The following is a 23581-nucleotide window of genomic DNA, read 5'->3' on the forward strand; positions in this document are numbered from 1 at the left end:
ACGCTTAGAATTCGATCACGCGCGGCGTCAGCAACACGAGCCGTTCCATATGGCTGCTCTGATGCGTGCGCGAGCGGAACAGCGCGCCGAGCACAGGAATCTTCGACAGCACGGGCACGCCCGTATTCAGATTCGAGTCGCTGTCGATCCGGTAGCCGGCGATCAGCAGACTCTGCCCTTCGGCGACGACGGCTTCCGTATCGATCTCGCTGGTGCGGATTTCGGGAATATCTTTCACGCTGGCGCCCGTCGGCTGGCCGTCTTCGACGTGTACCTGCAGCTTGATCTGCTGCGTGCCGTTCGTATCGACCACCATCGGCAGCACGCGCAGCGTATTGCCGACCTGCACGCTGAACAGATTGCTCGACGTAAAGCCCGAGACGGGGATGAAGAACTGCGTCTTGTTGTTCATCACGGCTTCGACGTTGTCGAGCGTCGCAACCTTCGGGCTCGCATCGATGCGCGCAAGATTGTTTTGCTCCAGCGCATCGATGCGCGTCAGCAGATAACGGCTCGCGTCGCCGATCACGGCCGTGAGCGACCCGCCCGTCGGCGTCGCCGTGGCGACGAGATTGCCGGCTGTGTCGAGCGAAGAAAACGTCGGGCTCACATTGCCGTTGAAGTTGTTCGCGTTGGCACTGCCGCTGCCCGTCTGGAAATCGACGTGACTCGAATGCGCGTGCCAGTCGACGCCCAGTTGCTTCAACGCGCCGTCGTCGATCTCGATGATGTGCGCTTCGATCTCGACCATCCGGCGCTTCACGTCGAGCCGGTCGATCAGTTGCTGGTACTGGCCGACGCGGTCGGGCAGATCGCGGATCAGCACCGAGTTGGTCCGCGCGTCGGCCTGGATGACGGGCAGCGAGCCCGCGCCGTCCGGCACGGCCGCCGTCGCCGCGCGTCCCGCGCTCTGCGGGCCGTTGCCCGATGCGCCGCCCGCGCCGGGCATCCCAACCGGCCCGCCGCCCGCCGCCGTCACGCCCGCGAACACATCGGGCAGCGGCGGATTCACGCCGCCGTTGTTGTACGGCGAGCCGCCATTGGTGCCGCCCTGCACGTCCGCATACGGGCTGACCTGTTGCAGGTTCGCGGTGCCGTCGGCGGATGCGCGCGACGTGCCCTGTTGATCGCTGTCCCGATCCGGGTGATAGAGACTCGCGATCACATGCGCGACGCCAGGCACGACCTGGGTCTTGCCGTTCACGGTGATCGTATGATCCGCCGCCCAGCCGTAGCGCAGCGGGAACGCGCGCACTTCGCTGCCCGTGCGGCGGTTCGCGTTCTGGTCCAGGCGCGCGGCCACCTCGTCGACGAGCTGGATCAGCCGGTGCGGCCCGGTGATCAGCGCGACGCCCTGCTCCGGGTCGTAGACGATCGGGAATCGGTCGGTGTCGAGCCCGATCTGCTTCAGCGTCGAACGCAGGCTCTGCGTGCCCGCGAAGTCGAGCTTGATGACCTTGGTCGTCACATCGTCGGCGGTGCTGATCGAGAGCACGCTGCCGTCGTAAAACCACACGAAGCCGAATGTCGCCGCCATCGTGTCGATGAACTTGCGCGGCGGCAGATCGAAGCGTCCCGACACGGTGCCCTGCACGTTCGGCGCAATCGTCGCGATGATGCCCTGGCTCGCCGCGAAGTCGCGCAGCACGTCTTTCAGGTCGCGGCTTTCCACCGATATGTGCACTTCGCCGGGCCGCCACGTGATCGGTGCGGCGTGGCCCGCGTTCAAGCCTATCATCAGCAGGGCGGCCGCGATCGCGCGGTGACGGAATGTGAGTTTCATGATCGACGCTCGGTATAGGTGTGGTTTTGGCGGAATGGTCTCGAAAGGATCTCAGCGGTTCAGCGTGTCCGAAGGCGATTCGTTGAATTCGCGGCGGTAGCTGTTGACGAGCGTCGAGCGGTTGCTGACGCCCCACTTGACGGCTGTCGCGAGAATGCCTTGCTCGTGCGCGCTGTCGTCGGCTTCGAGTTCCGCGCGGATGCGCTCCATGCGCAGGCGGCGGATGATCTCGGTCGGTGTGGAGCCGAGGCTCGTCTTGAATGCGCTCTGCAACGCCCGATCCGTCACGCCGACTTGCGCGGCGATTTCGCGGATCGACAGGTCCTTGCGCTCCAGGTTGTCGAGCAGATAGCGATAGGCGCGCCGATAACGCGCAGGCAGCCGCGTGCCGATGTCGTCGAGCTGTTCCGGCGCGCGCGCGATGCGCTGGCCGTAGCGCGCGAGCGCGCCGGCTTCGTCGCGGATGCAATTGACGGCGGCCAGCGCATAGCGCGTGTACACCTCCAGCGACTCGCCGCTGCGCCCCTGCAGATGGCGCAGCTTCGCGAGGCAATACAGATACTCCAGTTGCCGATGGCTCTGCGGCATACGCACCTCGGCCGTCAGCAACACGAGCACCGACTCGGCCAGCGACGACACGCCGCCAGCAAGACTCGCGAGCACGATCTCGATACGCACCGCGCTCTGATAGTTCTGGATGCCCTGCTTGCCCGCCCACTCCGCATGCGCAACGATCTGCTGCTGCGCGTCGCGCTCGCCGCCCGCCAGTCGCGCCAGCCCATCGAGAAACTCGACGCGCCCACGCAGCAACTGGTCTTCAATCGCGCCCGTCAACAGTCGCAGCGCGGCGGGCCGTTGCGGCGCGACGCGCGGCGCGGCGTCGCCCGTCAGGCCAACTTGCCAGTAGATGTGATCGGACAGCGTCGCGCGCGAGCGCAGCGTGCTCTGCGCTTCGACGTCGAACCGCACGGTGCTCAAGAGACGCTGCCAGCCGTCTGCATGATGAAACGCGCCATTCGATGTCACTTCGTCGAGCAGGTCTTCGAGCGTATCGAGCACGGCATCCGCATCGCGCAGACGGCCCACGCTGAACAGCACGCCGAACGCGCCGAACAGCGCGTCGAGCCGCAGCGCGACGCTCGCCAGCGGATGATCGGCGATCTGCATGAAGCACGACATCGCGGTGCCGTAGCGGTAACGGAACAGCGCTTGCCAGCCCGCGTTGCGGCACGACGCGAAGCGCATGCCGTCCTTGTCGTCGCGCATGCGCTTTTGCGCTTCGCGGTACGAGTCGTCGGCATCGACCTCCATGCCGAGCGACAGTTGCAGATCGCCCTGCAATTGCAGCAGCGCGGCAGGCGGCGCATCGTCGTGGCTATCGACGAGCCGCTGCACGTTTGCCGCCGCGGCATGCACATGGCCGTTGCGAATCAGTTCGACGACGCTGGAAGGCACCGACGCTGCGTTGAGCATCGACACGTACGGGAAGTAGTAGGTAACGAGCATGGCTGTGGCTGATTCCGTCGTAAGGCTCGCGCAGGCGTCGGGCCGATGCTGCGTGAGCGCGTTGAAACGATTGCGACGTTTTTGCTACGGACGTCGCGGTGACGGAATGCACTGTAGCCAGGCAGAAATGTGAAAAGCTCAATAATCAGAGGAAACAGTTGAGGCTTGAGTAAAGTTGAGATTTGACGCGCGCGGCAGACAAGAACCCTCAACAAAGCTCACTTCTTTGCTTGTACGCGGACCGCTGACATCACGGCGACACATCGTTGCGAAGCGGCTGCGCGCCCGGCTTCAGATCGGTGTCGCGGTCGCTCATCTGCGCGATCGCGCGAACCTGCTCCTTGAAGAGCCGCAAGTCGAGCTGGTCCTGCACCTGGTGCACGAAAAGACCCGCGAAGACGGCCAGCATCAGCACCGTCACTGCGCCCTTGATCGGTTGACTCAACGCGCTCAGATCGAGTTTCTGCGCGGCCTTCGACGCGAGATTCGCACCGAGGTCGATCAGCAGCAACACGAGCAGCATCGGCGCGGCGAGCTTCGCGATGGTCTGCATCAGCGTGTCCGTCTGATGCATCGCGAACACGGCGAGGAAATCCGTCGACATCGGCTTCGTCGATGCGACCGGCCACCATCGATACGACTCGTACAGCGCCTCCAGCAAAAACTGCATGCCTCCCAGCGACCAGAACGCAACGGTCGCGATCTGGCCGAGCAGCGTCGCGGACGGTGTGGATTGTTGCGACAGCATCGGGTTGCTCAACTGCGCGTTGTTGTAGCCCGTCAGATTATCCAGATAGATACCCGCGCCTTCCGCGACCCAGAACACCGTCGCCGCCGCGAACCCCATCACGACGCCGATCAGCGTTTCACGCAAGCTTGTGATCACCAGCGCGAAGCCCGTCAGCGAATCGGCGAACGACTCCGGCTGCGCAAGCGCGACGAACAGCGAGAAGCTCAACGCGACGCCATTGCGCAAGCGGCCTTGCAGCACGCCGTCGGCGGTGGGCGGAAACAGCGTCATGATCGCGTAGAGCCGCAGCGAGCAGACGCCGAGCACGGCAAGGTGCTTGAGCAGCCAGGGGCCGTAAAATTGCAGAAGCTCGTTCATCCGCGTGCAAGGCGCGCGAGCGCCGTCTCCTCGATGTCCTCGTCTTCCGCGTCGGCAGCGATGCCATCGAGCACGCGCTGCAATATGCCGATGCGCTTTTCGCACAAGTCGATGCGTCCACGGTTCTTCGCGATCTCGCGGCGCGTGTTTGCGATTCCGGCGTCGTGCTCGATGAGCGCGTGTTGCGCGGCTTTCACGGCTTCACATGCCGTCGCGTGGTGCCGGTTGACTTCTTCCGCGTACAGGCGGATCGCCGTCAACGTATCGATCGAAAATGGCTCCGCGCCCGCCATCATCGCGCTGATGCGCTGGCGGTACGAACGCGCCTGCGCTTCGAGTTCCGCTGCATGCCCACGCGCCTGCGCTTCGTTTTCGACCAATGGCAAGCGCGCCGCAACGAATTGCGCGAGCCTCGCGCGCAAGTCCTGCTCGGAGCGCTGACGGCGCGATACGGCGCGCGACAACGCAGCAATCTGCCGTTTCGGCGCGCTCATTGCGCGTTGCCCTGCGCAAGCTCGTGCAACGCGGCCTCGGTTTCAGCCGGGTCCGCGTAGGCATCCGTCGGCTGTGACAGGAAAGCCTTGAGCGCGTCGATCTTCGCGATCGCTTCGTCCGCCAGCGCATTGGTGCCCGGCTGGTACTCGCCAATCTGCAGCAGCATGTCCACTTCACGATGCTTCGCGAGCAGCTTGCGTAGCCGCGCGGACGACGCCATGAACTCGCGCGGCATCACCTGTGACATCACGCGCGACAGGCTGCCGAGCACGTCGATGGCGGGATAGCGGTTCTGCGCAGCGATTTCGCGCGACAGAATCAGGTGACCGTCGAGCACGCCGCGCACTTCTTCGGCAATCGGATCGCTGCCCGATTCGTCTTCGGCAAGCACCGTGTAGAGCGCGGTAATCGAGCCGCGCTCGCCCATCCCCGCGCGCTCCAGCAGACGCGGCAACTCCGCGAACACCGAAGGCGGAAAGCCGCGCCGCGCGGGCGGCTCGCCCGCTGCAAGGCCGATCTCGCGGCCCGCGCGCGCGAAGCGCGTCAGCGAATCCATCATCAGCAGCACGCGTTTGCCTTCGTCGCGGAAGTACTCGGCAATCGCGGTGGCGACGTAGGCCGCCTTCGCACGCTCGCTCGACGAGCGGTCCGACGTCGCGCACACGACGACGGAGCGCGCCATGCCCTGCTCGCCGAGAATCAGCTCGACGAATTCGCGCACTTCGCGCCCGCGTTCTCCGATCAGCGCGATCACGTTGATGTCGCATTGCGCGCCGCGCGCCAGCATGCCGAGCAAGGTGCTCTTGCCGACGCCCGCTGGCGCGAAGATGCCCATGCGCTGGCCTTCGGCGAGCGTCGTCATGGCGTCGATCACGCGCACACCCGTCACCATCGGATGCTCGATCATGCGGCGTGTCATCGGGTTCGGTGGGTCGGCGAAAATGGGCCGGCTGTCTTCCGCTTCGATCGGGCCACGGCCGTCCATCGGCTGGCCGAGTGCATCGATCACACGGCCGAGCAACGCATCGCCGACAGGCACCGACAACGGCCGCTGCAAGCCGATCACATGCGTCGCGCGCGACACTTCGGTTAACTGCGCGAACGGCGACACGACGGCATGCTCGCGCGTGAAGCCGATCACTTCGCCATGCTGCAACAGCTTGCCTTGCGGCGTACGCAGCTCGCACAGTTCGCCGAGCTTCAGATCGATGCCCGCGACCTTGATCAGCGTGCCGACCACTTCGGCGATCTTGCCCGTCTGACGCACGGGCAACAGTGCGCGGATCTCGCGTTCGATCGCGCCGCCCAGTTCGCGCAGGCCGTGCTCGTGCAGGCCGAATACATCGGCCTGCACCGGGTCTTGCAGTTGATTCTTCGAGGCCGTGGTGCTCATCAGTGTGTCTCTGCTTGCGCGCTGTGCGTTTTCAGCGAAGTGTTGAGCGCTCGCACGATTGCCGCGCGCATCGAATCGAGTTGTGTCGACAGGCTCGCATCGACGATGCCGAGATCCGATTCGCACACGCACGCGCCGCGTTCCAGGCGAGGATCTGCTGTTACGGCAAGCGGCACGGGCCGCCCCAGCATGCGCAGACGCGCGTCGAACTCGCCGAATGCGGCGCGCGCCGCGTCGAGATCGGCGGGATGCACGCTCACGCGCAAGTTCGCCGAGCCTTCGACGATGCGGTCGATCGTGTCCGTCGCCCGCGCGAACAACGCCTGTGCGCTTTCGGCGCGCACCAGTTGCTCGACGGCGAGCATCACGAGTTCGGCCATCCGGTTGCGCATGCCTTTTTGCAGGCGCTGCGCATCGGCGCTCAACGCGGCAACGCGTTCGATCCACTGCGCCTCGCCACGCGCGACGCCTTCCGCGTAGCCCTGTTCCGACGCCGCTTCACGCTCGCGCGCCGCCGACGCGACGAGGGCCTTTGCTTCATCTCGCGCGGCTTGAAGAATCTGCTCGCGCTCGATCTGCGCGGCGGCGAGAATCGCCTGACGTTCGGCCTCGACGCGGCCGTAGACATCGTCGATCGTCGCAAGCATGCCGAAGGTTTCGCGCGGCACGATATCGCCGACGAGGCCGACGCGCGGTTCGTTCTTGTCCTTGCGCGTGTTGCTGGTCGCGTGCGCTTCGCGCGGACGGCTCAGCCAGATAACCATGCGGACTCCGGTAAAAGCGGTCCGATGCGCTCGCGCAGCAATGCGAACGCTTCTTCGCATTCGTCGTCCGAAGGCTTTGCGTTCGTCGCGTCCTGCTCGTCGTCTTCACGTGGCAGCGCGAGTCGCAGCATCATTGGATGCGTGTCCATAAGCGGCAGCAGTGTCAACCCTTCGAGCGCGAGCGCATCGGCATCGATCGAACCGAGCGCGCGTGTTCCGGCGCGCTCGCGCTTCGCATCGGCAAGCGACGGCGCTTCAGGCACTGTCTTGCCGAGCAGATCGTCAAGCGGGCAGCCAATCCACTCCGCGAGGCGTTTGCGCGTGGTTCGATCGACCAGACGCCGCACTTCCGCGCGACGCGCCAGCAGCGCCTGCATCCGCAACACGCGCAAACCGGTCTCGACAGGCAGCGCGTCGAGCCGCGTGGCGAGCGTGGCGCTGAATGCTTCGAGCGTCGGCGGCGCGGGCAGCAGCACGCGCAACACGGCGAGCGAGCATGCTTCGTCGCACCGTTCGCGCAACGCTGCTAGCGCTTCTTCGCTGCTTGGCGCTGGATCGATGCCCAGTGCAAGCGCGAGCCAGTCCCGATGCAGCCACGTCAAAGTGCTGCGCGCATTGCGTTGCCAGCCGAGCAGAATCTGCGTGGCGTCGGCGGGTGTGAGACGCGGCTCGTTCGTAGACCGTTGCCGTGGCATCGCGGCGGATGCAGCCATCGCCATGCTCATGCCGACTTCTGCCTGCGGCCCGGCAGGCGCTGCGCAAGCGACGCGAGGCCCGCCTTGAGCGGCGCGACGATTCCGCCCAGCCGCACGCGATACGCATAGCCCACGCCAATGCCCGCCACCATCAACGCGAACAGTCCGCTCAGCACGAACGGCCAGACAGGCGCATGCGCGGGCACGCGGCTATCGATATCCACCTGATCCGCCGCCACGCCCGTCACGCTGACCTGGTCGTACGACAGCCCTTCGACGCTATGCACGACGAGGTTCTTGATCTGCGGCACGAGCGCATCGAGTTCGAGTCCCGGCCGGTACTTGATGAACACGGCGGCGGACGACGGCTTGATGGTCTGCGCAAGCGGGTCATTGTTCGGAATCACGATCTGCACGCGCGCGACCAGCACGCCATCAATATGCGACAGCGTGCCCGACAGTTCCTGCGATAGCCCGTAAATGAAGCGCACGCGCTCTTCCGTTGGCGTCGAGACGAGACCGTCCTTCTTGAACAGGCTGCCGAGATCGTCGAACTTGCTGTGCGGCAGGCCTTTTTCGCGCAGCACCTGCATCGCGCGCACCATGTCGCCGTCGTCGACCTGAAGCGTATAGGTCTTGCCGCCGTCCGGCGAGCTCTTGTCGGCGGATACACCGCGCTCCAGCAACGCGACCGTCATCTCGTTGACGTCCTCTTCGGCAAGGCCCGTGTAGAGCTCTTTCTTGCAGCCCGCGAGCAGCGCGCATGCCACCAGCAGGCTGCCCATCAGCATGCGTTTGGTGAGCGGAGACAGGGTTCTCATGCTCATCACTGATTCTTCATCAGCGTTTCCGCCGACGACTTCGACGCCGACACCACGGCCATCTTGGTCTGGAAATCGAACTGCGCGAGCGACAGGTTCAGCGACACCTGCGCTGCCGCCCCGATCTGCTGCGTCGGCGTGAGCACCCCGGCGTTCGCGCTCAGTGTTTCGACCTGTTCGAGCGCGGCCTCCATCTGGCCGTCCTGCTTGCGGATCGCGTCGACAAAATGACTACCCGCGTGCTGCGTCGCGTCGTTGCCGGGCACGGCGAGCGGCTGTTGCATCAGGTCTTCGAAACGGCTGACGGATTCGGGCGCAGGCATCTGCGGCAAGGGTTCGGGTCTCGCGGCATCGGCGGCGGCGTGCACGGCGGTTTCGGCAATCGTTGAGATCGACATGAACGGCTCCTCTTATCAGGCGCGCAAGAAAGCGTGCGACGCGAACGCGGGCGCATCGCCCGACGGCAGCCGCGCGGCCTTCGTCTGGGCGTTCTCCTGCTCTTCGGCGAGATCGCGATACGACTCCGGCAACACGAACTCGCCGCCGCGATGGTTCGTGCGCGCGGCTTCGAGATCGGCACGCACGGTGAGCGCACGGACCAGCGCGCGCGTCTCCAGGCCCGCCTCGCCTTCGAGCGCCTGGTCGGCCCATTGACGCCAGCCGGCGTCCTTCTGCGCGGCGAGGCAGTACGCGTACATCGCCTTTGCATAGGCAAACGAAGGCGCTGCGTCGATCACGTCGCGCAGCGTGCGCGACGCCTCTTCCCAGCGGCCGTTGACGATGTGCAGCACGCCCGCCAGCGTGTCGATCTCGGCCACCTTCGGACGGAACGCGCGCAACGCGTCGAGCACCAGCTCGATGTCGGTCGTGTCGGCGCTGGCTTGCGGGAAATGCCGGAACAGACCCGCCGATGCAATCTCGATCAGCGCGTTCAAGGTTGCATCGCCGCATTGCAGATAGTTCGGCGCTGCGTGAGAGGAAGCAGGTTGTGACCCAGGTTGTGATGATTTCGCGAGCATGGCGTGGACCCTCTTGATGAAAACAGGACGCGGGGCGTCATCGCTTCGCAAGGTATCAAGCAGGTGCCGCAATGCTCGCACTGCAACCGAAGCAAGTCGTGCGAAAGCGAACCTGGCGGCGCATCACGCGTGCTGTTTTGCCCTGCTTCGCGTTCGAGCCCGGGGCTTCGCCTCGCCTGGACGGCCGCTATGAGGAGCGCCCTACACTGCGCCAGCACGTAAAGGAGCGCCCATGAGCGACGACAAAACCGAACAGCCAACCGAGAAACGCCTGCGCAAGGCGCGCGAGGACGGTGAGGTCGCGAAGAGCACGGACCTCGTCGACGGCGCGCTGCTGGCCGTGGGCGTCGGCATGCTGATGGCGACGGGCGACAAGATGGTCGATGGCTTGCGCTCGTGCATTTCGATTGCGCTGAAGTTCGTCGCCGGGCCGCACGACATGACGACGCTGCTGCTCGCGGTGAACCAGATCGGCTCGCGCATGGCAGGCTCACTCCTGCCGATGATCGGCGCCGCGATTCTCGCCGCCGTCGCCGCGCTCGCCGGACAGACGGGCATCATGATTTCGATGAAGGCAGTCAGCCTGAAGTTCGAGAACATCAGCCCGATGGCGGGCATCAAGCGCATCTTCTCGCTCAAGTCGCTGCTCGAACTCGCGAAGATGGCCATCAAGGGCGTCGTGCTCGCCATCGTGATGTGGAAGACGATCACGGGGCTGCTGCCGCTCGTCACGGGCTCGATGTTTCAGTCGCTGCCCGAGCTGTCGAAGCTCGCGAGCTTCGTCGTGATCCGGCTGCTCGCGGTCGCGGCCGCGCTGTATGTCGTGTTCGGCGGCGTCGATTTCAAGCTGCAGAAATACCTCTTCATTCGCGGCAAGAAAATGAGCAAGGACGAGATCAAACGCGAATTCAAGCAGGACGAGGGCGATCCCATCATCAAGGGCGAGCGGCGGCGGCTCGCGCGCGAGCTTGCGACATCCGTGCCGCGAAAGATCGCGACCGCGAGCATGGTGGTCGTGAACCCGACGCACTACGCGGTGGCCGTGCGCTACGCGCCCGATGAATATCCACTGCCAGTGGTGATCGCTAAGGGCATGGACGAAGCAGCGCTGCAGATGCGCCGCGACGCGCAGTTCGCGGGCGTGCCGATCGTCGGCCATCCGCCCGTCGCGCGCGCGCTCTACAAGGTCGAACTCGACGAGCCGATTCCGGACGAACTGTTCGAGGCCGTCGCCGCGATTTTGCGCTGGGTCGATTCGCTGGCCCTGTCGCGTGAACCCGATGCGGCGCCCCCGCTGTCCGGCTGAACGCACGCCCTACTCCACACTCCCGCATCGCTCCACACACGCTCATGCTCAAGACACTCAAACTACCCGCTGGCGGCGAGATCGGCATCCTCGTGATGATCGTCGCGATCGTCTCGCTGATGATCCTGCCGCTGCCGTTCTTCATGATCGACATACTCGTCGGCCTGAACATCGCCGCAGCCGTCACGCTGCTGATGATCACGCTCTATGTGCCGAGCGTCGTCTCGCTGTCCGCATTTCCGTCGATCCTGCTGTTCACCACGCTCTACCGTCTGTCGCTCAGCATCGCGTCGACCAAGTCGATCCTGCTGCATGCTGAAGCGGGCGACATCATCGACAGCTTCGGCAAGCTCGTGGTGGGCGGCAATCTGGTGGTCGGCATGGTGGTGTTCATCATCATCACGCTGGTGCAGTTCATCGTGATCGCGAAAGGCTCGGAGCGGGTCGCGGAAGTCGGCGCGCGCTTCACGCTCGACGCAATGCCCGGCAAGCAGATGAGTATCGACGCGGACCTGCGCGCCAATCTGCTGACAGCCGACGAAGCGCGCCACAAGCGCGCGACGCTCGCGCTCGAAAGCGCGCTGCACGGCGGCATGGACGGCGCGATGAAGTTCGTCAAGGGCGATGCCGTCGCGGGCCTCATCATCACGATGGTCAACATCGTTGCAGGTCTCGCCGTTGGTGTGCTGTATCACGGCATGACGGCGGGCGAAGCGGCGAACCGTTTCTCGATCCTCTCGGTCGGCGACGCGATGGTCGCGCAGTTGCCCGCGCTGCTGCTGTCCGTTGCGGCAGGCGTGATGATCACGCGCGTCGCCGACGATCGAGACGAGAAGCCGCGCTCGCTCGGCGCGGAGATCGGCAAGCAACTGATGGGCAGCGCGCCCGCGCTCGGCTTCGCGGCGCTGCTGCTGGTTGCGTTCGCCGCCGTGCCTGGCTTTCCGTGGCCGCTCTTTCTGGTGTTGAGCGGCATCCTCGGCTTCACCGCATGGAAGCTGAAAAAGCGCGGTTCATCGCGCGCATTCGAAGACCTCGAAGCCGTGCGCTCGATGCAGCGCGCGGGCGCGAAGAGCGAAACACCCGCTATTTCCAGCGTGCCGCCCGCGTTTTCCTGCCCGCTCGGCGTACGCCTTGCGCCCGACTTGCGGGGACGGCTCGCCGTCGACCGGCTCAATCACGCATTCGAAATCGAGCGCACTTCACTGCAAGAAGAACTCGGTTTGCCGTTTCCCGGCATTCACATGTGGATCAGCGAGAAGCTCGCGCCGTCCACCTGCGAGTTCCTGATGCACGACGTGCCGTCGTTCACACTCGAATTGCCGCAAGGCAAGGTCCTGCTCGCCGACCTGTCGCAACGGCTCGCAACACAGCCCGACGACATGCAGGCGCAGGCGCTCGCCGAACGCTGCGACCAACGCGAACCGATCGACGGCACAACGCAGCCGAGCTACTGGCACGACGAGGCCACGCTAGCCGACAAGACCTCCGGCTGGCGCGCCGAACAGGTGATCGCGCATGTGTGCGTGCAGTTGCTCCGGCGTAATGCGTCGCTCTTTCTCGGCGTCAACGAAGTGCAGTGGATTCAGGAACAGCTTGGCATCGAGTATCCGGGTCTGCTCGCCGAAGTGCAAAAAGTGCTGCCGCCGCAGCGCATCGCCGACGTGCTGCGGCGTCTTCTCGAAGAACAGATCCCCATCCGCAATATCCGCAACATCATGGAAAGCCTGATCGCGTGGGGACCGAAAGAGAAAGACGTGCTGATGCTGACCGAGTACGTGCGCGGCGATCTCGCGCGCTTTCTCGCGCATCGGGCCGCACTCGGCGCGCGCATCCTGCCCGCGATCCTGCTCGACGCGCCCGTCGAACAGCATATCCGCCAGGCGATCAAGCAGACGCCGACGGGCAATTACCTCGCGCTGCCGCCGGATCAGATCAACTTTCTGGTCGACAGCATTGAGTCGTTCGCGGGGCTTGCGCCGCGTCCCGGCATCGCGCTCGTCACGTCGATGGATATCCGGCGCTACGTGCGACGTATGATCGAAGGACGGCTCGGCTGGCTCTCCGTCTATTCGTATCAGGAACTGGGCGGGCATCTGGAACTGCAGCCGATCGGCCACGTGACGGCCTGAGGCAACGCATGTCGAGAACCACATCGCGTCCCGTGCGCGTGATCGCGGCGCCCACGCAGACGTCGCCCGCTTCGGCGGGCGCGCGCATGCGGCGCGCACGGCACGCGGATTTCGCCGCGCTCTTGCGACGCGACGACAAGCCGTCGCCCGACGATCTTCTCGCCGCATCGCTCGATGACGAGGCTCCGCAGGAACATCATGCGGAAGAGTCGCTTGCGCAACGCATCGGCAGTGCAAGTCAGCGTGTGGTCGCGGCTGTGCTGCGCCGCGAGCAACAAATGCTCGAACTCGCGCACGTGCTCGCGCGGCATGTCGTCGAGTTCGCGTCGAACCCCGCGATCCGCCAGGCAGGACATTGGGAAGTGACTTTGCGTATCGATCCGCAGCGGCTGCCGGACACGCAGTTGCATCTGACGCTTTCGCCCGCTGTTCTCTTGCTTCGCTTCGACGTCGAGTCCGCCGACACGCGCGAACTACTCTTGCATCATGCCGGCCTGCTCGAACGCGAGCTGCGCCAGTTGCTCGCGTCGCAAGGCGAAGCGCGCACGCTCGAACTGACTATCCACTAGCTCACGCCTTTGTCCACTGTGTCCACCGAACGTCCGTATGCAGAGAAGCTGCGCCGCGTCACGCCCGATGCAGCGCGAGCCGCCCGCATTCTGTGCGATGCGCGTCATCTCGATGCGTTGCGCCAGCTCGGCGCAATCGATGCGCTCGAAATCGCGCCGACTGTCACGGCCGATACCACCTTCGACGAAGCGGGCCGCATCGTGCTCGCGCATCTCGAAGGCACGCTCGATATCGATCTCGATCTCGCGCGCTATCCCGCGTTGCAGATCGTCGCGGCCAGCGCGGGCGACCGCGCACGGCACGCATTGCGCGGCACGCTCGCCAACGCGCTGCTCGCGCCGCTCGTGCAGCGCTTTCAGGCAGCGGGCCTTGGACGCTGGCGTGTGGCGTCGGTGGAGCGCGGGTCCGCTGGCACTACCAGTGGCGAACGCTTCGACGTCGCGTTGCTGCATGAAGGCGTCGTGCATCGGCTGTCGATCGGCACATCCGGCGCGACGCTCGATGTCTTGCATAAACGGCTCGCCGCATTGCCGTCGCGTCATGCAACGGAAACGTTCGCTTCAGCATCGCCGATCTGCGTCGCCGGATCGATCGCGCTCGGCGCGCGGCACGTGCCACTTGCCGCATTGCAGTCGCTGCGTCCCGGCGACGTCGTGCTGCGCGCTTTCGTTCCTTCTGTCGCGCAGGCGCTGAGCCGCGGCGCCACGTTCACCGCACGTGCCATGTGGGGCGCGACGGCAACGGGCATCCGGCGCATTCATGCGCGTGTCGTGATCGACGGCACGCAGGTCACTGTAGAAGAGAAACCCATCATGAACGAAGAACCCTTGCAGGCCGAATGGCCCGATACGCTGCCAGGAGACGGTGAAGCGCTGCACGAAACCGAAGTGGCCACACTCGACGAAATGGCGGAAACCGACGCGCACAGCAACTGGCAGCACGACACAGAAGACGCATCACTCGATATCGGCCTGCTCGATCTGCCCGTGCAATTCGAAATCGACAGCGTGGCGCTGCCGCTCGCGCAGCTCGCCGCGCTGCGCCCCGGCTACGTGATCGAACTGGCCGCGCCCGTGCTCGATACGCCCGTGCGTCTCGTCACGCATGGGCAAACGGTCGGCTATGGCGAGATCGTCTGTGTCGGCGAACATCTGGGCGTACGAATCACGAGGATGGCATATGCCGGCGATTCAGACAGGTGACATCACCGGGCTGCTGATCGTCGTGCTGGCGATCAGCGTGATCCCGTTCATCGCGATGGTGGTCACGTCGTACATGAAGATCGTCGTCGTGCTCGGGCTGCTGCGTAACGCGCTGGGCGTCCAGCAGGTGCCGCCGAACATGGTGCTCAACGGCATCGCGATCATCGTCTCGGTGTACATCATGGCGCCCGTCGCGTTCTCCGCGATGCAGGGCATGCAGGCCAACCAGGCGCCCGGCAACGTCACGCAGAATGTGACGGCGGGCATCGCCGCCGCGCGCGAGCCGTTCCGCACCTTCCTCGAAGCGCATGCGCAATCGCGCGAGCGACAGTTCTTCCTGCGTTCGGCGACGGCCTTGTGGCCCGCGCAGCAGGCGAAGGCGCTGAAGGACACCGACCTGATCGTGCTCGCGCCCGCGTTCACGCTGACGGAACTCACGGACGCCTTCAAAATCGGCTTTCTGCTTTACATCGGCTTTATCGTCGTCGATCTCGTGATCGCGAACGTGCTGATGGCGATGGGTCTGAACCAGGTGCAGCCGACCAACGTCGCGATTCCTTTCAAGCTGCTGCTGTTCGTCGCGATGGACGGCTGGTCCACGCTGATGCATGGCCTCATTCTCGGCTACCGGTAGGCGCCGCGCCTTTTCAACTACGGACTTGCCATGACTCTCGATACGCTCGTCGGCCTCGCGACGCAAGGGCTGCTGCTGTGCCTGTACGTGTCGCTGCCCGTCGTCGTCGTCGCGGCCGGCGTCGGCCTGCTGGTGTCGTTCCTGCAGGCGATCACGTCGCTGCAGGATCAGACGCTGTCGTTCGGCATCAAGCTGATTGCCGTGGTGGTGGCGCTCATCGTAGTTGCGCCGCTCGGTGCGTCGGCGATCCTGCGCTTTGCGAACCAGTTGCTACTGACGGCTGTGCAGCGATGAACCCACTTCACGCTCGTCCGGCAACGGGGACGTCAGGCACATCGTCCACGCAAGAGGCCGCGCAGACGCAACGGGGCGTGACCGAACCGGCGCGGCAACAGACGCGCGCGCGCTTTGCCACGTCGCTGCGCAATAACGTGCGCTTCGCCCACGCGCATCACGCGCATTTGCAGGGACAGGCGCGCTCGGCGAATGCGCGGCGTCTTGCGAAAGCGCTTTTAAAGAAGCGCCAAGGCAAGGCGGTCGCGACGCGCTTTGCCGCGACACGCCGGCCGACGACGGGCCGCTCCGGCACCAACTCGAGGGCGGCTCAGAACGCGAAAAGCACCGACCGTCAGCGAAGCGCCGCTCTGCGCGTGTCCCGCGACGGCGGCAACGGAGGCTCGCGCGGCGGTGGGCAGCAGCAAGACGAACAGCAACAGCAACGGCAGCAGCATCAACACGGCAAGCACGATGGCGATCTCATGCTCGATGGCGCGGACGGTACGAAGCGCGCAGCAGGCGTCGTGCCCGAATTTGCCGCGCATGCGTTGACACTTGCCGGTTCATCGCGCCGTGAAGCGCTGGCGAGTGCCTGGTGCGACGCGTTGCTAATGCCCGGTCGCTCGCTGCACGATGCGCTATCGCAATTGCGCGCGCTGCGGCGGCAGGAAGGCGCGTTGCCGCTCGCATCGCTCGCCCAGGTTCGCCAGTCGCTGATGGACGCCACGGCGCGTGCCGCCGCGCGTCGACAGGCGGGCGAAGCGTTGCCGACGACGCCAGCCACGGCAACCCGTACGAATACGTCGAAAGAGGCTCGCAACGTCCTTGCGCCGCTGCTCGCGCTCATCGCAGGCGGCCCAATGTCGCGAGGCCGCGAAGGACGCGCATCGAGCGCGAACGCCGCGCTCGACGGCATTGCACGCGCGCGCAGCACGCGTCCAGCCGATGCCACCGGTCCCGCTAAATCCGCTAGCTGAAGTCACTTCGCGTGCGCGCGAGTGCCTTCGCAAACGGCGCGTATCGCCGCCCATGCGTCCATTAATCTGCGACTCATCGAAGGAAGCGGAACAGCGTGATAGCTGCCCCCGCTTCTCCGCCTGACCGACCGAACTCATGAAACAACTGCGCATCCTGACGGGTATTCATGCTGGCGCGACCGCACCGCTCGGCCCCGGTCTTTACCGGATCGACGCGGATGACGACGCCGACATTCGCATCACCGACTGGACGGGGCCGTCCGCGATCGTCGAAGTCGGCGACGGCGACGTCGTGACCGTGCGGCGGCTCGCTGTGCAAGAGGCTGGCATTGACGCAAGCAATGAAGCGCCACACAACGAAACCGACAAGCAGGACGTAAAGGCCGAACGCGTCGAAGACACCGCACCCGTCTTCATGCTCGACTTTCTGCCGATGCAATTCGACCAGAGCGTAATCTGCATCGGGCCTGACGATATCGAATGGCCAAGCGATCTCGCGCTGCTGTCGACGCTATTAAAGCCCGGCCAGCCCGAGGACAACAAACGCGGCCCGCAACGCTCGCGGCGCCGCACCTTGGTCGCGCTCGGCGCGGCATGCGTGGCGTTGGCCGTGATCGCGAGCGTCAGCGCCTTGTCGATGACGACGCGCGCGAAGGCATCGATGCTGCCTGGCGACGTCGCCGCGATGGAAAACGTAAACCGCGAGTTCGCGGCTGCGCATCTGAACGAACTGCGCGCATCGCTGGATGGTCACGGCGGCGTGCTCGTGCGCGGGCTCGTCGCGAACGAATCGGAGAATCTCGCCGCGCGGCGCCTGCTTGCCGCGATTACGTCGCCGCGCGTGCAGGCGCAGTACGGCATCGCCGAAGTGATCCGGCGCAGCATCGGCGAGAGCTTGCCCGTTTCAGGCATCAGCGTGCACTACGACGGCGGCGGCGTGTTTGCGATTGCGGGTAAGGACGTCGACATGGACGCGTTACAGCAAGGCGTGAAGCGCATCCGTCCCGACCTGCCGACCAACGTGAAAGATATCCGCATCGACGCAACGGGCGCCGAGCAGGCTGACGCACCGGCGGGCGCGAGCTATATCGCGATTGTCTCGTCGGATACGGTGCGCTATGCGCAAACGCCCGATGGCGTGAAGCACATCTTCATCCTCGACAACGACGCGAATGCAAGCGCACCCGCCGCGGCCAGCGACGCCGCAGCGCCCGCCGCAGCCGACACCCAGCAACCCGCAAGCGATGCCGCGCCGCCCGCTTCAAAAGCCGCAAACGAACCGCCCTCACCGCTTGCAAAACAGCTCGCCGGGCCTGCCGCCTCGCGGCATGTGCTCGACCCACCCCAGACGTCCGTCGCGCAGACGGCCGACACGTTACGGAGATGACCATGTACGAAGCCATTGAACGCCACGCGCAACACTTCATGGCGTTGCAGAACGTCGTCACAGCCACCGACGCCGATGCGCGCGTCGCCGAGCTGCGCAAGGCGCTCGAAGAGAGCGCCGAGCAGCTCAATCACGCGGCAGACGGCACGGCCGCCGACCGCGATGCGCGCGCCCGCATCTATCGTGGGCTGGTCGCCGCAAGCCGTATCGTAGGCCAGTTGCGCGAGGACGCGTTGCGCGGCTGACGCGTCGAACGTCATTCATTCGCTTTTTCAACCACCGGTTCGACATACCGTCTGCCGGAACTTTCCAGGAGAGCCACCATGCCCGGTATTGCAACGGCAGCAACATCCGCACTGAGCACTGTCACGAACGGCATCAATTCGAGCAGCGCGACGCAAAGCGCGGAAAACACCATCAACAGCAACGCTCAACAGCAGCTCGAAATCGCGCAAGCGCAATCGAATGCGAGCCTGCTGCAGGCGCTCGGCGAAGCGATGAAGTCGGGTGCGTCGAGCATCCAGAAGGCCGCGCAGGCATCGTAATGCAGGCAGGCTGGCCGCTCGCGCAGCGGCCAGCCGTTTGACGCCTTGCAGGATTCTCCTTTGTTTGAACGGGTATTCGCACCGTGAGTGAAGATCGTTATGCAGAACTCGTCGCATCGCTGTGCGAGGCAGTCGGCTTGCCCGACGTCGAGCACGTGTTGCAGACACATTCGATCGAAGTGGGCGGGCTCGATGTGCGGCTCGACTGCTTCGACGAAGACCCGGACGCGATCTACCTGAGTTTCGACTTCGGCGCGGTGACGGCGGGACGCATCACGACCGTCTACCGGCTCATGCTCGAAGCCAATCTGCTCGTGTATGCGCAAGACCAGGCGCAACTCGGGCTCGATTCCGACTACGGCAATGTCGTGCTGCTGGTGCGCGTGCCATTCGCCGATGCACCGACAGGCGAAACGCTTGCCGATCTCCTCGCCCACTATTCGGAGCATGGCGCGTACTGGAAACAGAGCATTCTCGAAGCCAGCGACGAGCGTTTCGAAGCGATCGTCTCGGGTAACTTCTCGTGGATCCGGGCATGACAACTACGCGGAAAACAGCATCACGCTAGAATGTCTTTCGACACGGCCTGGACATGGACAAGCAATGGATTTACGCACCGACCTGAATTTCTTCAACCTGCTCGCAGGCAGCTATGCGCGTCTGCTGGGCACCGAACTCGTTCCAAAGCATGAGCGCGCCGAAGATGCCGTCGCGTGGCTGTATCACGATGCGCCCTTCGGGCTGCTCGCGCACAATACCGCTGAAGACCCCGTGTTCGTCTACGGAAACCGCCGCGTACAGACGCTGTTCGGCTACGACTGGGACGAAATCACCGCCCTACCGTCGCGCCTTTCCGCCGAAGCGCCGGAACGCAGCGAGCGTCAGGCGTTTCTCGACCAGGTGACGCGCGACGGCTTCGTCACCGGCTATCGCGGCGTACGCATTGCGAAGACGGGCCGCCGCTTCTGGATCGAACGCGCAACCGTGTGGCAACTCATCGACGAGCACGGCAAACTGCATGGCCAGGCCGCGATGATTCCGCATACCACAGCGCTGCCTGAATAAGCTCGCACCCAAAGCAAGCCCCAACTCCCCTCTTCTCTCTAACCGGGTACCCGCGTCCTGGCGCGCGCTGCCCGGTTTTCTCATCTGCTGCGGTCATTTTCGCGTCATCTGCGTCTTGTCGGCGGATGCGTGCGCCAGTAGATTCAAGTGAACATGCCGATGGTATCGGCCGTCATTCCGCGTCCCCAGGCGAAAGCTGGAAATGCATGCTTTCGCCGCCCTCCAGGTTAGCCATGTATCAGTACAACGAGTTTGACAAAGCCTTTCTGCTCAATCGCGCCGCGCAGTTCCGCGACCAGATCGAACGCTGGCAGGACGGCAGATTGAGCGAAGACGCCTTTCGTCCGCTGCGCCTGCAAAACGGCTGGTATGTGCAACGGCATGCGCCGATGCTGCGCGTCGCGGTGCCGTATGGCGAGCTGTCGAGCGCGCAACTGCGTGTGCTCGCGCGCGTGGCGCGGGAATACGACGCGCCCGAAGCGGATGTCTATCGGCAGGCGCTGGATGCGCAGCGCAAGCTCGGCACCGTTCGGCTGCCGACGCATCACGCGCACTTCACGACGCGCACCAACGTGCAGTTCAACTGGATTCCGCTCGCGAAGGCTGCCGATGTAATGGACCTGCTGGCGACCGTCAACATGCACGGCATCCAGACGAGCGGCAACTGCATCCGCAACATTTCCTGCGACGAGCGCGCGGGCGTAGCGCCCGACGAGATCGCGGACCCGCGGCCTTTTGCCGAAATCATGCGCCAATGGACCACGCTGCATCCCGAGTTCGCGTTTTTGCCGCGCAAGTTCAAGATCGCGATCACCGGTGCTCACGATGACCGCGCGGCAACCGACTGGCACGATGTCGGCCTGCGGCTGCGTTACGGCGAGAACGGCGAACTCGGGTTTCGCGTGACGGTCGGCGGCGGCATGGGACGCACGCCCGTCATCGGCACGGTGCTGCGCGAGTTCTTGCCGTGGCAGCACATCATGAACTACATCGAGGCCGTGGTCCGCGTGTACAACCAGTACGGGCGGCGCGACAACAAGTACAAGGCGCGCATCAAGATTCTCGTGAAGGCGGAAGGCCAGAAGTACATCGACGAGGTGGAAGAAGAGTTTCGCCAGATCGTCGAGCATGACGGTGGACCGCATACGATTCCGCGTGCAGAACTCGAGCGCGTCAGCGCGTACTTCGTGCAACCGTCAACCGGCTCTGTTGATAAGCCGTCGGACGCTGGTGCACGCAAGGCGATTCACGATGCGTCCGCGAGCACTCCGCAATTCGCGCGCTGGCTCGAGCGCAACGTCGCGCAGCACAGGAGTCCGGCGCTGCGCATCGTCACGTTGTCGTTCAAGCGCCTGTTGCAAGCACCCGGCGACGCCTCCGCCGATCAGCTCGATCAGGTCGCCAATCTCGTCGACCGCTTCTCGGCCGGCGAAGCGCGTGTCACGCATACACAGAATATCGTGCTGCCCTGGGTGCACGAAAACGATCTGCTCGCACTGTGGGAAACCGCGCGGAGCGTGGGACTCGCAAGCGCCAACGTGCATCTGCTGACGGATATGATCGCGTGCCCCGGCGGCGACTTCTGCGCGCTGGCGAATGCGCGCTCGCTGCCTGTCGCCGAGGCGATCACCGAGCGCTATCAGGACATGGACGAGCTGGAAGACATCGGCGAAGTGGATCTGCACATCAGCGGCTGCATCAATTCATGTGGGCATCACCATAGCGGACATATCGGTATTCTCGGCGTCGACAAGGATGGCGCCGAGTGGTATCAGGTCACGCTCGGTGGCTCCGACGGTTCGCATGCAAGTGGCGCTGCGCAGCCGGGCAAGGTGATCGGGCCGTCGTTCTCCGCGCACGAAGTGCCCGACGTGATCGAGGCCGTGCTGCGAGCGTATGTCGAACAGAGAACGGACGCGGGGCCGCGCCGCGAGAGCTTCATCGAAACGGTGCGGCGTATCGGGCTCGATCCGTTCAAGGCGGCCGCCAATACCGCCCGCGCGCCGATGGAGGTTTCCGCATGAACTCGCGTATCCGCATTCTTGCTGCGCCCGACCATCTCACCGATGCGGTCGCGCATGTCGTCGCGCTCGATAACGACGCCGATCCGTTTGTCTATAGCGAGGCTATCGCTCAAGCGGAACGTATCGAGCTTCATTTTCCGAACTTCACCGATGGCCGGGCGTTCAGCCAGGCGTATCTGATTCGTCGCCGGCTCGGCTTCAGCGGCGATCTGCGCGCAACGGGCGACGTGCTCGCGGATCAATTGATCCAGATGGAACGCACGGGGTTTTCGAGCGCGGTGCTGGCCGAAGGTGTCGATCCCGCGGATGCACAGCGGCAACTGGATCGCTTCGCCGCGTTCTATCAGGGCGACGTGGCGCGCGATGCGCCATTCAGACAGCGAGATAGGTGAATCCAGAGAACAGCGCGGGTTCGACAGGCTGACCCGGGCGTTCCGTCGGCGCGTGACGGCGCCGAATCGCTGCATTTTCTCCTCCGGCTGGGCGTCGCCCGGCCGCACCGGCGTCCGTTCGGGACCCAACGCCGCACCGTCAAGGCGGGTGCCACGATTGCCCGGCTGCTGGCACGCCGCGCTATCGGCTGACGTCTCCACCAGACATTCCACTCCGCTTCCCGGATAGTTGAGCACGACCTCAATTCCGGGAACGTGGCGCACATTCCCTGGTTGCCCGTATGCGACTGCCCCTTTCAGTCGCGGATGATCCATACCGCATGTGGATTTTTGGAGAAAATTGTTTCGAAGCGAAATGATCTTTCCATTCGGGTGCTAAGCTGAAATTCAATTAATCCAGTCGATTAGCTATACGAAATATCAATTATAAAATCTGATTTTTCATCTTTTTAAATCAGTTTCGTGACGCTCCATATCAATACTTTTACTACACAACGAAAAACCAATCATGAATACCTCAAAAATCAAACATCCTCTCGACCAAAAAAAGGTCGTAGTGATTGGCGGCGGCGTGATCGGCGCATCGTGGGCCGCGCTCTTTCTCGCCAACGACATGCGCGTGGTCATCAACGACCCGCAGCCCGGCATCGAATCAAAAGTTCGCGTCTATGTGATGCGGGCCATGCTGGCGCTACAGGCGCTCGGCCACGGCGTCAACGCCGCGCTCGAGCGTCTGTCGTTCGAACCCGATCTCGCCAAAGCCGTTGCCGATGCAGATTTCGTTCAGGAAAACGGCCCCGAACGCGCCGACTTCAAGAGCGCTCTCTGGGCAACCATCGAACAGGCCGCGCCCGCGCGTTGCCTGTTCTTTTCGTCCAGCTCCGGCATCCCTGCTTCGAATCAGGCCACGCAGATGCAATCGCCCGGCCGTCTCGTCATCGGGCATCCGTTCAATCCGCCTCATCTGCTGCCGCTCGTCGAAGTGGTGCCCAATCCGCAGACGAGCCGCGCACTGATCGAGGCTTCGCTCGACTTCTATCGTGCGCTCGGCAAGTGTCCGCTGGAGATTCGCAAGGAAATCGACGGATTCGTCGCGAATCGCCTGCAATCGGCGATTTTCCGCGAGTGCGTCTATCTGGTCAGCCAGGGCGTGATCACGGCCGCCGACCTCGACAGCGTCGTGACCCACTCACTCGGTATCCGCTGGGCGACCAACGGACCGTTCCTGTCGTTCCATCTCGGCGGCGGCGATGGTGGCTTCCCGCATTTCGTCGACCATCTCGCGCCCGGCATGGAAACGCGCTGGCGCGAACAGCTTGAATCGACCGTGCATTTCGACGAGGCCACGAAGAAGCTGCTCGTCGAGCAAATCGAAAACGGCTATGGCGACCGGTCGATTGCACAACTGGCCGAAGCACGCGACGAAAGAGAAATCGCCATCATCAACAGTGGTCGCAAAACGGCTCAATAACGTCAGGTCATGGAACTCA

25 protein-coding genes are annotated in these 23581 nt (G+C 64.3%); 15 read left to right on the plus strand and 10 right to left on the minus strand.

The genetic code is table 11. The features are described 5' to 3' along the window. Positions 1–4 precede the first annotated feature (4 nt). From sctC to C2L64_RS39855, 10 genes are all read right to left on the minus strand, one after another. Complete coding sequence (gene sctC / locus C2L64_RS39810; RefSeq protein ID WP_086908605.1) at positions 5–1783, minus strand: type III secretion system outer membrane ring subunit SctC; 1779 nt, start codon at positions 1781–1783, stop codon at positions 5–7. Between the two features lie 51 nt (positions 1784–1834). Next, on the minus strand, positions 1835–3289 hold the full coding sequence (locus tag C2L64_RS39815; protein ID WP_007579498.1) for a helix-turn-helix transcriptional regulator: 1455 nt from the start codon (positions 3287–3289) through the stop codon (positions 1835–1837). A gap of 250 nt (positions 3290–3539) precedes the next feature. Continuing rightward, complete coding sequence (gene sctT, locus C2L64_RS39820; protein ID WP_007579496.1) at positions 3540–4397, minus strand: type III secretion system export apparatus subunit SctT; 858 nt, start codon at positions 4395–4397, stop codon at positions 3540–3542. Beyond that, entirely contained in the window at positions 4394–4891 is a 498-nt protein-coding gene (locus C2L64_RS39825; protein WP_007579494.1) for a type III secretion protein, read from the minus strand. Before C2L64_RS39825 ends, sctT begins: the two co-directional genes overlap by 4 nt. Then, positions 4888–6285, minus strand: coding sequence for a type III secretion system ATPase SctN (gene sctN, locus C2L64_RS39830; protein ID WP_007579492.1), 1398 nt, complete (start codon positions 6283–6285; stop codon positions 4888–4890). Before sctN ends, C2L64_RS39825 begins: the two co-directional genes overlap by 4 nt. Continuing rightward, entirely contained in the window at positions 6285–7049 is a 765-nt protein-coding gene (gene sctL / locus C2L64_RS39835) for a type III secretion system stator protein SctL (protein WP_007579491.1), read from the minus strand. The genes sctN and sctL overlap by 1 nt, the downstream gene beginning before the upstream one ends. Continuing rightward, positions 7034–7762 (minus strand): type III secretion protein HrpB4, encoded by a 729-nt coding sequence (locus C2L64_RS39840; protein WP_238554564.1) that lies wholly within the window; start codon positions 7760–7762, stop codon positions 7034–7036. Before C2L64_RS39840 ends, sctL begins: the two co-directional genes overlap by 16 nt. A gap of 8 nt (positions 7763–7770) precedes the next feature. Continuing rightward, the gene (gene sctJ, locus C2L64_RS39845) at positions 7771–8565 is read right to left on the minus strand and encodes a type III secretion system inner membrane ring lipoprotein SctJ (RefSeq protein WP_407671927.1); all 795 of its coding nucleotides are present in this window, start codon (positions 8563–8565) and stop codon (positions 7771–7773) included. 5 nt (positions 8566–8570) lie between these two features. After that, a complete protein-coding gene (locus C2L64_RS39850; protein WP_007579487.1) occupies positions 8571–8963 on the minus strand; it encodes a hypothetical protein in 393 nt (130 codons plus the stop codon). Positions 8964–8978: 15 nt separating this feature from the next. After that, positions 8979–9584 carry an HrpB1 family type III secretion system apparatus protein gene (locus tag C2L64_RS39855; RefSeq protein ID WP_063717325.1) on the minus strand — a complete coding sequence of 202 codons (606 nt, stop codon included), beginning with the start codon at positions 9582–9584 and terminating at the stop codon, positions 8979–8981. Between the two features lie 232 nt (positions 9585–9816). On the opposite strand from C2L64_RS39855, the gene sctU reads away from it, so the two are divergent. The 15 genes from sctU to C2L64_RS39930 all read left to right on the plus strand — a co-directional run bounded on the left by sctU (position 9817) and on the right by C2L64_RS39930 (position 23562). Continuing rightward, complete coding sequence (gene sctU / locus C2L64_RS39860) at positions 9817–10890, plus strand: type III secretion system export apparatus subunit SctU (RefSeq protein WP_007579485.1); 1074 nt, start codon at positions 9817–9819, stop codon at positions 10888–10890. Positions 10891–10934: 44 nt separating this feature from the next. After that, positions 10935–13019: a type III secretion system export apparatus subunit SctV gene (sctV, locus tag C2L64_RS39865; protein ID WP_007579484.1), complete on the plus strand. Its 2085-nt coding sequence runs from the start codon at positions 10935–10937 to the stop codon at positions 13017–13019. Positions 13020–13027: 8 nt separating this feature from the next. Then, positions 13028–13588 carry a type III secretion system protein SctP gene (sctP, locus tag C2L64_RS39870; RefSeq protein WP_007579483.1) on the plus strand — a complete coding sequence of 187 codons (561 nt, stop codon included), beginning with the start codon at positions 13028–13030 and terminating at the stop codon, positions 13586–13588. A gap of 18 nt (positions 13589–13606) precedes the next feature. Continuing rightward, positions 13607–14791: a type III secretion system cytoplasmic ring protein SctQ gene (gene sctQ, locus C2L64_RS39875; protein ID WP_007579478.1), complete on the plus strand. Its 1185-nt coding sequence runs from the start codon at positions 13607–13609 to the stop codon at positions 14789–14791. After that, entirely contained in the window at positions 14769–15425 is a 657-nt protein-coding gene (gene sctR, locus C2L64_RS39880; protein WP_007579477.1) for a type III secretion system export apparatus subunit SctR, read from the plus strand. Before sctQ ends, sctR begins: the two co-directional genes overlap by 23 nt. 30 nt (positions 15426–15455) lie before the next feature. Beyond that, complete coding sequence (gene sctS, locus C2L64_RS39885) at positions 15456–15719, plus strand: type III secretion system export apparatus subunit SctS (RefSeq protein WP_007579472.1); 264 nt, start codon at positions 15456–15458, stop codon at positions 15717–15719. Further along, positions 15716–16678, plus strand: a complete 963-nt coding sequence (locus tag C2L64_RS39890) for a hypothetical protein (protein ID WP_063717323.1) — start codon at positions 15716–15718, stop codon at positions 16676–16678. The genes sctS and C2L64_RS39890 overlap by 4 nt, the downstream gene beginning before the upstream one ends. 136 nt (positions 16679–16814) lie before the next feature. Continuing rightward, positions 16815–18065 carry a hypothetical protein gene (locus C2L64_RS39895; RefSeq protein WP_007579468.1) on the plus strand — a complete coding sequence of 417 codons (1251 nt, stop codon included), beginning with the start codon at positions 16815–16817 and terminating at the stop codon, positions 18063–18065. Positions 18066–18067: 2 nt separating this feature from the next. After that, positions 18068–18310, plus strand: coding sequence for a type III secretion protein (locus tag C2L64_RS39900; protein WP_007579466.1), 243 nt, complete (start codon positions 18068–18070; stop codon positions 18308–18310). 78 nt (positions 18311–18388) lie between these two features. Next, positions 18389–18610, plus strand: a complete 222-nt coding sequence (locus tag C2L64_RS39905) for a hypothetical protein (RefSeq protein ID WP_007579464.1) — start codon at positions 18389–18391, stop codon at positions 18608–18610. Positions 18611–18693: 83 nt separating this feature from the next. Next, positions 18694–19149, plus strand: coding sequence for a CesT family type III secretion system chaperone (locus C2L64_RS39910; protein WP_007579462.1), 456 nt, complete (start codon positions 18694–18696; stop codon positions 19147–19149). 64 nt (positions 19150–19213) lie between these two features. Beyond that, positions 19214–19675: an MEKHLA domain-containing protein gene (locus C2L64_RS39915; RefSeq protein ID WP_007579460.1), complete on the plus strand. Its 462-nt coding sequence runs from the start codon at positions 19214–19216 to the stop codon at positions 19673–19675. A gap of 233 nt (positions 19676–19908) precedes the next feature. Beyond that, positions 19909–21699, plus strand: coding sequence for a nitrite/sulfite reductase (locus C2L64_RS39920; RefSeq protein WP_007579459.1), 1791 nt, complete (start codon positions 19909–19911; stop codon positions 21697–21699). After that, the gene (locus tag C2L64_RS39925) at positions 21696–22091 is read left to right on the plus strand and encodes a DUF934 domain-containing protein (protein WP_007579458.1); all 396 of its coding nucleotides are present in this window, start codon (positions 21696–21698) and stop codon (positions 22089–22091) included. The genes C2L64_RS39920 and C2L64_RS39925 overlap by 4 nt, the downstream gene beginning before the upstream one ends. A gap of 508 nt (positions 22092–22599) precedes the next feature. Next, on the plus strand, positions 22600–23562 hold the full coding sequence (locus C2L64_RS39930) for a 3-hydroxyacyl-CoA dehydrogenase NAD-binding domain-containing protein (RefSeq protein WP_007579457.1): 963 nt from the start codon (positions 22600–22602) through the stop codon (positions 23560–23562). Positions 23563–23581: the final 19 nt, after the last annotated feature.

It is taken from the genome of Paraburkholderia hospita (assembly GCF_002902965.1).
Taxonomy (GTDB): Bacteria; Pseudomonadota; Gammaproteobacteria; order Burkholderiales; family Burkholderiaceae; genus Paraburkholderia; species Paraburkholderia hospita.

Excerpts from the sequence above, each read along its gene's own strand:
- sctJ (WP_407671927.1), bottom strand. The coding sequence starts at position 8,565 with ATGAGAACCCTGTCTCCGCTCACCAAACGCATGCTGATGGGCAGCCTG.
- C2L64_RS39815 (WP_007579498.1), bottom strand. The coding sequence starts at position 3,289 with ATGCTCGTTACCTACTACTTCCCGTACGTGTCGATGCTCAACGCAGCG.
- sctU (WP_007579485.1), top strand. The coding sequence starts at position 9,817 with ATGAGCGACGACAAAACCGAACAGCCAACCGAGAAACGCCTGCGCAAG.
- C2L64_RS39920 (WP_007579459.1), top strand. The coding sequence starts at position 19,909 with ATGTATCAGTACAACGAGTTTGACAAAGCCTTTCTGCTCAATCGCGCC.
- C2L64_RS39825 (WP_007579494.1), bottom strand. The coding sequence starts at position 4,891 with ATGAGCGCGCCGAAACGGCAGATTGCTGCGTTGTCGCGCGCCGTATCG.
- sctV (WP_007579484.1), top strand. The coding sequence starts at position 10,935 with ATGCTCAAGACACTCAAACTACCCGCTGGCGGCGAGATCGGCATCCTC.
- sctL (WP_007579491.1), bottom strand. The coding sequence starts at position 7,049 with ATGGTTATCTGGCTGAGCCGTCCGCGCGAAGCGCACGCGACCAGCAAC.
- C2L64_RS39900 (WP_007579466.1), top strand. The coding sequence starts at position 18,068 with ATGTACGAAGCCATTGAACGCCACGCGCAACACTTCATGGCGTTGCAG.
- C2L64_RS39840 (WP_238554564.1), bottom strand. The coding sequence starts at position 7,762 with ATGGCTGCATCCGCCGCGATGCCACGGCAACGGTCTACGAACGAGCCG.
- C2L64_RS39850 (WP_007579487.1), bottom strand. The coding sequence starts at position 8,963 with ATGTCGATCTCAACGATTGCCGAAACCGCCGTGCACGCCGCCGCCGAT.
- C2L64_RS39930 (WP_007579457.1), top strand. The coding sequence starts at position 22,600 with ATGAATACCTCAAAAATCAAACATCCTCTCGACCAAAAAAAGGTCGTA.
- C2L64_RS39890 (WP_063717323.1), top strand. The coding sequence starts at position 15,716 with ATGAACCCACTTCACGCTCGTCCGGCAACGGGGACGTCAGGCACATCG.
- sctC (WP_086908605.1), bottom strand. The coding sequence starts at position 1,783 with ATGAAACTCACATTCCGTCACCGCGCGATCGCGGCCGCCCTGCTGATG.
- C2L64_RS39925 (WP_007579458.1), top strand. The coding sequence starts at position 21,696 with ATGAACTCGCGTATCCGCATTCTTGCTGCGCCCGACCATCTCACCGAT.
- sctS (WP_007579472.1), top strand. The coding sequence starts at position 15,456 with ATGACTCTCGATACGCTCGTCGGCCTCGCGACGCAAGGGCTGCTGCTG.
- sctP (WP_007579483.1), top strand. The coding sequence starts at position 13,028 with ATGTCGAGAACCACATCGCGTCCCGTGCGCGTGATCGCGGCGCCCACG.
- C2L64_RS39895 (WP_007579468.1), top strand. The coding sequence starts at position 16,815 with ATGAAACAACTGCGCATCCTGACGGGTATTCATGCTGGCGCGACCGCA.
- sctN (WP_007579492.1), bottom strand. The coding sequence starts at position 6,285 with ATGAGCACCACGGCCTCGAAGAATCAACTGCAAGACCCGGTGCAGGCC.
- C2L64_RS39905 (WP_007579464.1), top strand. The coding sequence starts at position 18,389 with ATGCCCGGTATTGCAACGGCAGCAACATCCGCACTGAGCACTGTCACG.
- sctR (WP_007579477.1), top strand. The coding sequence starts at position 14,769 with ATGCCGGCGATTCAGACAGGTGACATCACCGGGCTGCTGATCGTCGTG.
- C2L64_RS39855 (WP_063717325.1), bottom strand. The coding sequence starts at position 9,584 with ATGCTCGCGAAATCATCACAACCTGGGTCACAACCTGCTTCCTCTCAC.
- sctT (WP_007579496.1), bottom strand. The coding sequence starts at position 4,397 with ATGAACGAGCTTCTGCAATTTTACGGCCCCTGGCTGCTCAAGCACCTT.
- C2L64_RS39915 (WP_007579460.1), top strand. The coding sequence starts at position 19,214 with ATGGATTTACGCACCGACCTGAATTTCTTCAACCTGCTCGCAGGCAGC.